Origin of the sequence: Pseudescherichia vulneris, from assembly GCF_902164725.1 — a bacterium.
GTDB classification, from domain to species: domain Bacteria; phylum Pseudomonadota; class Gammaproteobacteria; order Enterobacterales; family Enterobacteriaceae; genus Pseudescherichia; species Pseudescherichia vulneris.
On record NZ_LR607338.1, the window covers coordinates 2,032,323 to 2,036,148 of the forward strand.

A 3,826-nucleotide genomic window follows, 5' to 3' on the forward strand; every position below is an offset into this window, starting at 1 on the left:
GGTACTGACGGTGGCTGCTAAGCTTTCACAAGGATATCTTGTGGAGGATACATGAAATTAGGCTTCGCTTGTAAGTTTCTGGACCCGGATTTAAAGCAGCGTTTCCCCTTTAAAGCCACCACCCGTACGCGATTTTTGAGTCTGGAGAGCGAAGCGCGATCAACGCTGATCTACACGCTGTCAGCGACCAACCTGACTAATCTCTATCTGCTCTTTCAAGAGCTGGCGCAGTTGCCCCCCGCGCTGCGGATGATGCGCATCGGCAGCGACCTGCTGCCGCTCTATACCGTGCCCGAGGCCACTGCACTGTATAACGAGTTTCTGCCGGAGCTCTATCCGCTGTTTACCAAATGTGGGGAGTTTGCCCGCGCGAATGACATCCGCCTCTCGTTTCATCCAGGGCAGTACTCGGTCCTCGCCTCGGATAATGTGCTGGTGGTGGAGCGCGCGCTGGAGGATGTGGAGTACCATACGCTCTGCGCCACGCTGATGGGCTATGGCAAAACCTTCCAGGATTTCAAAATCAATATTCATATGAATGGTAAAGCGGGTTTTGCCGGGTTTAAAAGCGCCTTCGGCAGGCTCAGTCCGGAAGCCCGGCGAATGCTGACCATCGAGAACGATGAGATCTCCTGCTCGCTGGACGATGTTCTGCAGGCGAAGGATCTCTGCCCGATCGTGGTGGATATTCACCATCACTGGGTGAAAGAGGCGGAGTTTATCCAGCCCAACGACCCACGCATTGAGCAGGTAAAGGCGTCGTGGCGGGACGTCAGGCCGGTGATGCACTACTCCATCTCGCAGGAGGGGATTATCCCCGAGCAGGGATTCCCGGAGCAGAGCAGCCTGGGCGTGCCAAAAACCAAGCTCAGGGCACACTCTGATTTCTTCTTCAACCCAACGCTAAATGATTGGGCGCTGTCGTTTGTGGATTTTGACCTCATGTGTGAGGTGAAGATGAAAAACCTTGCCCGCGACAGGCTCTATGAATATGCGCTGTCAGGGGCAAAGCCACGTTCTGAGTAGGGCTCCACTACTCCCTCTCCATCCCTTCGCCGCTTTCGCCTCTCTCCCAGGCAACCCGGCGATGGAACATCCTTTTTAGCGCGCGGCCCAGGGTATTGAACCAGCCGGTGGGACGCGGATCGGCGAGCATGCTCAGGGCCCGGGCATAGTCCAGCACCAGTCCTGGCGTCCACGCCATCGTCTCCGCGCGCTTGCGCAGCTGGAGCGCTACCCACAGCTCCGGGGTAGACATCAGCTTACCCATCGCCATCCAGAATCCGCGCGACTGCCATAACCTGCCGACCGAGCCCTCCAGCGCGGCTTCCAGCGCCCGGGCCACGGTGCTGGAGCAGTTTCGGTGCGTCAGATTGTAGGACTCATCCTGGCGATAGTTCTCCCAGAACGCAGCCAGCCGCGCCTCGCTGTAGTTGCGGATGCGCACCTTCCGCGTTGAGGGGCACCACTGCACGGACTCCGTGGCATAGTCCGGCTGATACTGCCCCGGCACGTCGTTCTCCGGCGTGGCGCGCAGAGTGCGGGCGAAGGCATCTGGCGAGCGGTCAATCTGTACGGCAGGATAGAGGCTGATGTAGATGCCGCCGGGAGACTCCAGCGCGGCATGGCCGGTAGAGATGACGCCGTTGCGATCCACGGCGGCGATATAGCGGCTGATGACCGGGCGCGGAACGGCCTCGCTCGCGGCGGAGCCCACCGGCGTCCAGACGTGGACGGTCAACGCTTTCTCGTCGTCCTCCGGCGGGCCATTCCACTCCACCACCGCGGGGGGCACCGTCTCCGTCTCCGACATAAACTCTTCGCCCTTCAGGCCAGGGTTAACCGCTGCCCGCTTAACGCGGTTAGCGAGGATAAACAGGTTCCAGCCGGCAAAGGCCAGCACCAGGCCAAGACAGTAGGGGACGGTGCCGGCATAGTTGGAGGGCCACGGCTGGAAGAAAAACAGGGCCAGCACAATCTCAACGATCCCGCCCCACAGCGCAGGCCGCCAGCGTTGATAGCGGACGACAACCGCAGAGGCGATCTGTAGCGCGCCGTCAAACAGGAAGAGCAGGCCGAAGATCATCGATAGCAGGAAATTACCATCGTGGTTTCCGGCAAGGACCAGCATCGCAGCAAGAGAGAACGCCGCGCCTTTAACGTAGCGTAGGATCCGTTGGCCCCCCATGCCGCTGTGGGCTACCATCAGCGTCGCGCCGCCTTCAAACAGCAGCAGCGAGGCGAATAGCTCAATGGGAAAGAACAGCGCGCCGTCCAGGGCGTCGATAAACAGCACTACGCCTGCGATGAGCGTCACCCAACCGAAACGACGCAGCCCGCGCCAGTGCGATCGCAAAAAATCAATGCCAAGCAGGATCAGGGTTAGCCGCATCATAGGCGCGTATCCGCAATAGACTTTCCCTATTTATAACCTGGCTGCTGTTAGCGTGCGCAATGAGTTGTCTATTTTGTAATCATCGATGGAGGCGACATCACGCCCCTGCTACCCGCTGCGGAAAGCGCTCTAACAGCCAGTCGATAAACACCCGTAGCCGATGGGTGACGTGACGGCTCTGCGGATAAACCACGTGAAAAGGGTAGGGCGCTGGCCGCCACGCTTTGAGGATCTCCACCAGCGTACCATTGCGCAGCGCTTCCGCTATCGAATAGCTAAAGGTCTGGATAACGCCCAGTCCCGCCAGGCCTGCCGCCAGATGCGCGTTACTCTCGTTAACGCCGATACGATAATCGACCTTAATATCCGTTTTCTCGCCGTTATGCTCGAAGCGAAAGGGGAAGGCTCTGCCGTTTTGCGGCGAAAGATAGCTTACCAGCCGGTGGCCGTTTTTGAGTTCGTCCGGGTAGGCGGGCGTGCCGAAGGTTTTCAGATACGCTGGCGTCGCGCAGGTGATCAGCGTTGCCGAGCCGATATGCCGCGCAATGAGGGAGGAGCTCTCCAGCGGGCCACCGCGGATCACGCAGTCCACGTTATCGCTAATCAGATCAACCGTACGATCGGATACCCCCAGATCGATGCGAATATCTGGATAGCGGGTCATAAACTCGGGAAGGATAGGGATGAGCACGTCGCGGGCGGTTGAACCGCCGATGTCGATACGCAGCAGGCCATGTGGCTTATCACGGGCAGCGCTAAAGGAGGTGTCGATATCTTCTAGATCGCGCAGAATGCGGGCGCTCTTTTCGTAGTAGTCACGCCCTCGGGGGTAACCGTCACGCGGCGGGTGGTACGCTGGAGCAGGCGCACACCAAGGTGCGCCTCCAGGTCCTGAATCAACTTGCTGACCGTAGCATTGGGCATCTCCAGCGAGTCTGCCGCGCGGGTAAAGTTACCCGCCTCTACTACCCGGGCAAAGGCCCGTATCGCCACCAGCTGATCCATCTATAATCCCCGTTTGTCATCTTACGGCTGATTATATACGGTCCGCTGCCTCATCCTCATCTGCAATTAACACCACTTTGCCGATGTGCGTCCCTTCGTCCAGCAGCCGGTGGGCATCAGCAGCCTCCGTAAGCGGGAAGGTTTTATAGATCTGCGGCTTCAGCTTTCCAGCCTCGATAAGCGGCCAGACGTTGTTGTTAAGCGCTTCGATGATCTCCGCCTTTGCAGCAGGCGAGCGTGAGCGCAGGGTAGAGCCAATATGCATCAGCTGCTTGGTGAGCATCGGGAACAGGTTTAGCTCTTTAGCTGGGCCGGCGAGCACGCTAATCTGCACGATGCGCCCGTGCATTGCCGCTGCTTCGTAGTTACGCGCGACATAGTCACCTGCAATGATATCGAGAATAATATCTGCGCCGTTGCCGTCGG

The 3,826-nt window shown here is 58.9% G+C and carries 3 protein-coding genes and 1 pseudogene; 1 reads left to right on the forward strand and 3 read right to left on the reverse strand.

All coding sequences use genetic code 11. The features are described 5' to 3' along the window. Positions 1–51: 51 nt before the first annotated feature. Positions 52–1,026: an apurinic/apyrimidinic endonuclease family protein gene (locus tag FN633_RS08705; protein WP_154057437.1), complete on the forward strand. Its 975-nt coding sequence runs from the start codon at positions 52–54 to the stop codon at positions 1,024–1,026. 7 nt (positions 1,027–1,033) lie between these two features. On the opposite strand, the gene FN633_RS08710 is transcribed toward FN633_RS08705, so the two are convergent. The 3 genes and pseudogenes from FN633_RS08710 to FN633_RS08720 all read right to left on the reverse strand — a co-directional run. Next, complete coding sequence (locus tag FN633_RS08710; protein WP_154057438.1) at positions 1,034–2,395, reverse strand: HdeD family acid-resistance protein; 1,362 nt, start codon at positions 2,393–2,395, stop codon at positions 1,034–1,036. Positions 2,396–2,492: 97 nt separating this feature from the next. Next, a pseudogene (locus FN633_RS08715) lies at positions 2,493–3,400 on the reverse strand (LysR family transcriptional regulator). A gap of 31 nt (positions 3,401–3,431) precedes the next feature. Then, a partial coding sequence (locus tag FN633_RS08720) for a zinc-binding dehydrogenase (protein WP_154058870.1) occupies positions 3,432–3,826 on the reverse strand: 395 nt, incomplete at its 5' end.

What these genes read in the sequence shown, in the direction of transcription:
- FN633_RS08705 (WP_154057437.1), top strand. Translation starts at nt 52, where the DNA reads ATGAAATTAGGCTTCGCTTGTAAGTTTCTGGACCCGGATTTAAAGCAG.
- FN633_RS08710 (WP_154057438.1), bottom strand. Translation starts at nt 2,395, where the DNA reads ATGATGCGGCTAACCCTGATCCTGCTTGGCATTGATTTTTTGCGATCG.